This window comes from Microbacterium sp. (genome assembly GCF_031178525.1).
Taxonomy (GTDB): domain Bacteria; phylum Actinomycetota; class Actinomycetes; order Actinomycetales; family Microbacteriaceae; genus Microbacterium.
Map to the genome: position 1 here is coordinate 1 of NZ_JAPSJA010000132.1, position 7,017 is coordinate 7,017.

A 7,017-nucleotide genomic window follows, 5' to 3' on the forward strand; every position below is an offset into this window, starting at 1 on the left:
TCCCCGGTGTCCAGCAGCACTTCAACATCCCGGCCTCGACTGTCGATGAGGAGTTCTTCACGGTGGGGCAGCTGTTCGACGGCTCCTCGATCCGGGGCTTCGCGAACATCCATGAGTCGGACATGCAGCTCATCCCCGACGTGACGACGGCCTACCTCGACCCGTTCCGCGAGGCGAAGACGCTGGTCATGGTCTTCGACATCTACAACCCGCGCAACGGCGAGATCTACTCGAAGGACCCGCGTCAGGTCGCCAAGAAGGCCGAGAAGTACCTCGCCTCGACCGGCATCGCGGACACCGCGTTCTTCGCACCCGAGGCCGAGTTCTACATCTTCGACGACGTGCGCTACGAGGTGAAGCAGAACGCGAGCTTCTACTCGGTCGACTCCGAGGAGGGCGCGTGGAACAGCGGCCGCGCCGAGGAGGGCGGCAACCTCGCCAACAAGACCCCGTACAAGGGCGGCTACTTCCCGGTCTCGCCGGTCGACAAGACGGCCGACCTGCGCGATGACATCAGCCTCCACCTGATCGAGGCGGGCCTGCAGCTCGAGCGCGCGCACCACGAGGTGGGCACGGGCGGTCAGCAGGAGATCAACTACCGCTTCGACACGATGGTGCACGCGGCGGACGACATCCTGAAGTTCAAGTACATCGTGAAGAACGTCGCCGAGCAGTGGGGCAAGGTCGCGACCTTCATGCCGAAGCCGCTCTTCGGCGACAACGGCTCGGGCATGCACACGCACCAGTCGCTGTGGAACGACGGCAAGCCGCTGTTCTACGACGAGAAGGGCTACGGCCAGCTCTCCGACATCGCACGCTGGTACATCGGCGGCATCCTGAAGCACGCTCCTGCGGTGCTCGCCTTCACGAACCCCACGCTGAACAGCTACCACCGCCTGGTGAAGGGCTTCGAGGCGCCGGTCAACCTGGTCTACTCGGCCGGTAACCGCTCGGCGGCCATCCGCATCCCGATCACGGGCTCGAACCCCAAGGCCAAGCGCATCGAGTTCCGTGCGCCCGATGCGTCCGGCAACCCCTACCTCGCGTTCGCGGCGCAGCTGATGGCCGGCCTGGACGGCATCAAGAACCGCATCGAGCCGCACGAGCCCGTCGACAAGGACCTCTACGAGCTCCCGCCCGAGGAGGCCAAGGAGATCCCGCAGGTGCCGAACTCGCTGCAGGACTCGCTCGAGGCGCTCGACAAGGACCGCGAGTTCCTCACGGCCGGCGGCGTGTTCACGGACGAGCTGATCGACACGTGGATCGACTACAAGCTCGAGAACGAGATCCGTCCGATGGCCCAGCGCCCTCACCCGTTCGAGTTCGAGCTGTACTTCGGCGTCTGATCCGGCCCCACCCGAAGGCCCCGTCACCTTGCGGTGACGGGGCCTTCGTCGTGTTTCCACGGCACGTCCCGTGGCGCGGCGGTTGAGTCCGGCGCGGCTCTCGGGATGGAATGGGGTGATGAGCGCCCCCGCCGCACGCATCGACGCCTCCCCTTCCCGCGCGCGGACGGCCTCGCCGCGCGTGAGCGTGGTGGTGCCGGTCTACAATCCCGGCCCGGGTCTGGACGATCTCATCGCCTCACTGGATCGGCAGACGCTCGGTACCGACCGGCTCGAGGTGCTGCTGTGCGACGACGGCTCCGACCAGGACACCAGGGATCGCCTGCGCCGCATCGCCTCCTCGCGTCCGCACGTGCACGTGCTGGAGCTCGAGCGCACCGGATGGCCGGGAACCCCGCGCAACCACGGCATCGACGCGGCGGCCGGCGAGTACGTGTTCTTCGCCGATCAGGACGACCGCGTGTTCGACAACGGCCTGCGCGACATGGCCGCCTTCGCCGACGCCCACCGCTCGGATGTCGTCGTCGGGAAGGTGGTGGGCGTCGGGCGTGCCATCCCCGGCGCCATCTTCCGCCGCGACATCCCCTCCGCGGTCCTCGGACGGGACCCGCTGCTGGAGCTGCTGACGCCGCACAAGCTCTTCCGGACGTCCTTCATCCGCGACAACGGCATCCGCTTCCCGGACGGCCGCGTGCGTCTCGAGGATCATCAGTTCGTCATGCAGGCGTACTTCGCGGCGGAGACGATCTCGATCCTCGCGAGCCGGCCGTGCTACGCGTGGCTCAAGAACGCCGGCAGCGCGAGCTCCTCGCGCATCGACCCCGACACGTACTTCCCGCACCTCGAGCGGGTCCTCGAGATCGTGGAGCGCAACACCGAACCCGGACCGCTGCGCGACACGCTGCTGACGCACTGGTACCGGGGCAAGATCCTGAAGCGGCTCGATGCGCGCCGCCTCCTGCGCTATCCCGAGAACTACCGTGCGCGCTTCCTCGACGCGGTCGAGCCGCTCGTGCGGCGGTGGTTCTCCGCGGACGTGGACGCCGGTCTGCCGTTCCCGCTGCGCGTGCGCTCCGCCCTGCTGCGAGCCGGTCGCCGGGAGGACCTCGTCCGGCTCGCGGAGTTCGAGAGCGGCCTCCGGTGCCGGGCGGAGGTCAGGTCCGCGCGTTGGCGCCGTGACGGGGCGCTCGAGGTGACGCTGGACGCGACGATCCTGCACCGCGGTGAGAGCGCGCCCGTGCTGCCGGGGGACGACGGGTCCTCCCCCACCTGGCGGCCCCCCGCGGACCTCGGCATCGCCGATCTCGGCGAGGGCACGCTCGATGCGACACGCGACCTCCGCGCCGACAGGGTCCAGCTGCACCTGCGCGCCGGCCGACAGGAACGGCGGATGCCGGGACGCGCCGCCCGCAGGCTGGCGGGTGCGAAGGTCGTCGTCGAGCCGTTGAGCGTCTTCCCGTGGCGGGACCCGTCTGACGGCGGACGCATCACGGCGCATGTGCGGCACGCGGGATGGGAGCTGTCCGGCCCGCTCCGAGCGGATCCGTCGGTCATCGAGCGCATCGGACGGGCGCCGTGGCTCGCGGGCCGCCGCTGCCGCCTCGTCGTCCTCGACGACGGAGAAGTGGCGCTCCGGCGCGACTTCCCCGCGGGGCGTACGCGGGACGTCGCCGCCCGCGTGGTGCGACGCATCCGGGCGCGACTGCGCGACGCGAGGCGCCGGGTGCGCCGGGCCGGAGAAGCGCGCTCGCGTTAGGACGCCGGCGCGCTCGCGTCTCCGACGGCCACGACGTCGCGTCGCGGCCGGTCGGCGACCTCCCGACGATGCCACAGCGCCCAGAAGATCAGGGCCGTGGCTCCGGAAGCGCCAGCGGCGAGAGAGTGGGCGCCGAGGTAGGCCGTGTAGTCCTGCGCCGGATCCGCGACGGCGAGGTCGAGTCCGCGTGCCAGGGGAAGGATCCACAGCAGCGCACCGAGCGCGAGAGAGGCGAGCGCGCCGATGCCGACGAGCACCACGAGCACGATCCGCCCCCGGTGTGCTCTTCCCGTGTACGGGCTGATCGCACCGCGGCGTGCGAGCCACCAGGCGGCAAGGCATCCGCAGATCAGGGCGACGGCGTCTGCGCCGAGCGTGTCGCTGAAACGGTGCCACTTCGCCGTGACCGTGTACGCGCCGATCCCTATCGCCCACGTCAGCACGAAGAACATCGCCACGCCGCGCCATCGGTACGGCACGACGATGAGCGCCGCGAACAGGATCGTCATGGCGATGGTCGTATGGCCGCTCGGGAAGCTGTTCTGCATGTAGTCGCCGATCACCTCGACGAGCGGGGGCCGCGGCAGGACGAATCGCTTCAGCGTCTGCGTGATCAGCTGCCCCACCACGATCACCCCGACCGCGGCGACGGCGAGATCGAAGCGACGCCGCGCGAGAGCGACCGCCGCGACGAGGACCACGGCGACGGCGAGCGACCAGACCGTGATGTGCCCCAGCGCCTGGTCGGCCACGGTGAGCTCATCGGGCCGCACCTGGTCCGCGCCGCGCAGCGCCGCGTTCTCGAGGACCTGACCGCCCACGGTCCAGACGGCGATCAGGTACGTGCCGCTCAGAAGGGCCGCCCCTGTCACCGCCGCGACGGGCCATCGCCGACCGCCAGGGTCACGCGTGGCCGTGACGGGGTTCCGGCGCGCTTCTTCCATCGGACTCATGCCGTGAACCTCCCGACAGGCCGGAACTCGCCGGCGCGTGGACTCAGCCGTAGAACAGGCGGTCGAAGACGCGGCGGGCGCGGCGGGCGGTGCCGAGCCAGTCGTCCTCGACCTGCGTGGCGCTGTGCGGCGGGTACTCGAGGATGCGGCCGATGCCATCGAGCAGACGCCGATCGGTGGGCAGGACGTCGCTCGTCTGGCCGGACAGCAGCGTGTTGGCCGATCGCAGGCGTGCCGCGAGCAGCCAGGCCGCGCGCAGGCGGTCGGCGTCCTCCTCCCCCACGAGGCCGGCGTCGACCGCGGCCGACAAGGCACCCAGCGTCGACGTCGTGCGCAGTCCCGGCACGCGGTGCGCGTGCTGCAGCTGCAGCAGCTGCACGAGCCACTCGACGTCGCTCAGCCCGCCGGGGCCGAGCTTGAGGTGCCGGGTCGGATCGATGCGCTGCGGCAGGCGCTCGGTCTCCACGCGTGCCTTGATGCGCTTGATCTCGCGCACCGTCTGCGCGTCCGGATCGACCGGGTAGCGCACGTCGTCGGCCAGCCGCGTGAACGCGTCGAGCAGCTTGAGCGATCCCGCGACGCCGCGGGCCCGCAGCAGCGCCTGCGCCTCCCACGACACCGACCAGCGGCGGTAGTACTCGGCGTACGCGTCGAGCGAGCGCACGATCGGCCCCTTGCGCCCCTCCGGTCGCAGGTCGGCGTCGAGGTCGAGCGGAAGCCGGAAGTCCTCGGACACGCGTCGCAGCTCGGCGACGATCTTCAGCGCGAGGTTCTCAGCGCGGTGCGGCTCGACCTCCTCGGGGCGGTACACGTACAGCACGTCCGCGTCGGAACCGAAGCCCAGCTCGGCGCCGCCGAAACGCCCCATGCCGACGATCGCGAAGTCGAGCGTCGCGTCCGCACCCGTCACGACCTCGCGACGGACGGCGCGCAGCGTCGCACGCAGCGTCACCTCCGTGATCGTCGTGAGCGCGGCGCTGAGCTGGTCGAGCGTCGTGACGCCGAGCACCGCTCCCATCGCCGTGCGCAGCATCTCCCGGCGCCGCAGCGCGCGCACGGAGCGCATCGCGTCCTCGATCGTCTCGTGCCGATCCTGGATCGCGCGCGCCTCCTCCTCGAGCGCGGCGACCGGGCGCGGCCGGAGCTGCTCGTCGCTGTCGAGCCACGCGACCGACTCGGGGATCCACTCCATGAGCTCGCCCGCGTACCGCGACGCCGACAGCAGCCTCGTCAGCCGCTCGGCCGCGCCCGACGAGTCGCGCAGCATCCGCAGGAACCACGGCGTCTCGCCCAGTCGCTCGCTGATCCTGCGGAAGGCGACCAGGCCGTAGTCGGGATCCGCGCCCTCCGCGAACATGCGCAGCATCACGGGCATGAGGTGGCGCTGGATCGTCGCCTTCCGGCTCAGGCCGCTCGTCACCGATCCGATGTGCCGCAGGGCGACGGCGGGCTCGCGGAAGCCGATGGCGGCGAGGCGGTCGCGGGCCTGCTCCTCGGTGAGGGACGCGTCGTCCTGAGGCAGGCGCGCGACGGCGGCGAGCAGGGGCCGATAGAACAGACGCACGTGGATCTCGCGCACCTCGCGCTTGATGTCCTCCCACACCTCGCCGATGCCATCGGCGGACTCCGCGAGTCCCGTCGCCCGGGCGAGCGCGCGCAGGCCGTCCTCCGTGCGGGGCATCAGGTGCGTGCGTGCCAGGCCGACCAGCTGCAGGCGGTGCTCGATCAGGCGCAGCAGGCGGTAGTCGCGCGCGAACGCCGCGGCCTCGTTCCGCCCGATGTAGCCGCCCTCCTCGAGTGCGGCGATCGCTCCGAGCGTGCCGCGCTGGCGGATCGAGGCGTCCGAGCGTCCGTGCACGAGCTGCAGCAGCTGCACGGCGAACTCGATGTCGCGGATGCCGCCCGGGCCGAGCTTCACCTGATGCGGCACGTCCACGGACGGGATGTGCTCCATGACCCGCTCGCGCATCCGCTGCACGTTGTCGACGAAGTCCTCGCGTCCCGAGCTCGCCCAGACCTTGGGCTGCGTGGCCGCGGCGTACGCGTCTCCGAGTGCGACGTCTCCCGCGATCGGACGCGCCTTCAGCAGCGCCTGGAACTCCCAGCTCTTCGCCCAGCGGTCGTAGTAGGCGATGTGCGACTCGAGCGTACGCACGAGCGCGCCCTGCTTGCCCTCCGGACGCAGGTTGGGATCGACCTCCCACAGCGGCGGCTCGGCCTCGATGCCGTCGATGCCGCGCATCGTCTGGATCGCCAGCCGCGTCGCGATCTCGATCGCGCGCGCCTCGGACAGGTCGGATCCGTCCGCGGGCTCCCCGACGAAGATCACGTCGACGTCGCTGACGTAGTTCAGCTCCCGCGCCCCCGACTTGCCCATGCCGATGATCGCGAGCCTGGTCTGCGCGACCTCGTCGCGAGCGAATCCGCCGAAGCCCGTCGTGCTCGTGACCTTCGCGCGCGCGACGGCGAGGGACGCATCGAGCACCGCTCCCGCGGCATCCGCCAGCGCGGCGGAGACCGCGCCGACGACCGACACGGGGTCGGGGTGCATCAGGTCGTACGCCGCGATCTCCGCGACGGCCGCGCGGTAGGCCACACGCAGGGAGATCCAAGCCGAGTCGTCGCCGGAGGCCGCGAAACCGGCCGCGTCGGCGCCGACAGCGGTGGCGATCGCCCCCCTCAGCTCCTGCGACGTCGGCAGCCGTCGCCCCGCACCCGGCAGCTCGGCGAGGCGCTCGGGACGGCGCAGATAGAAGTCCGCGAAGCCTCGCGAGGCCCCCAGCAGCCGCCACGCCACATCCCGGCCGCGTGCATCCTGCAGCACCTTCCCCACGGCCCGCGCGTCGCGGCGCGCGATACGCAGGAGGCCTGCGAGCGCCTCGTCCGGATCGGCAGCGTGGGCCGCGTCGGCGAGCAGGTCCTGGCGGTCGATCCCGACGAGCCGGCCCAGCTCGGCGAGCTG

4 protein-coding genes are annotated in these 7,017 nt (G+C 71.3%); 2 read left to right on the forward strand and 2 right to left on the reverse strand.

Translation table 11 applies throughout. The annotated features are described in order from the left end of the window. Together glnA and RIF89_RS09325 are read left to right on the forward strand one after the other, a co-directional pair. The coding region (gene glnA / locus RIF89_RS09320) for a type I glutamate--ammonia ligase (protein WP_309068843.1) at positions 1-1,346 on the forward strand (1,346 nt) is incomplete at its 5' end. A 118-nt stretch (positions 1,347-1,464) separates the two neighbouring features. Further along, entirely contained in the window at positions 1,465-3,102 is a 1,638-nt protein-coding gene (locus RIF89_RS09325; RefSeq protein WP_309068844.1) for a glycosyltransferase family A protein, read from the forward strand. On the opposite strand, the gene RIF89_RS09330 is transcribed toward RIF89_RS09325, so the two are convergent. Further along, a complete protein-coding gene (locus RIF89_RS09330; protein WP_309068845.1) occupies positions 3,099-4,055 on the reverse strand; it encodes a phosphatase PAP2 family protein in 957 nt (318 codons plus the stop codon). The two genes, RIF89_RS09325 and RIF89_RS09330, sit on opposite strands and share 4 nt — an antisense overlap. 43 nt (positions 4,056-4,098) lie before the next feature. Next, positions 4,099-7,017 (reverse strand): bifunctional [glutamine synthetase] adenylyltransferase/[glutamine synthetase]-adenylyl-L-tyrosine phosphorylase (locus tag RIF89_RS09335; protein ID WP_309068846.1); only part of this gene is annotated, 2,919 nt, incomplete at its 5' end.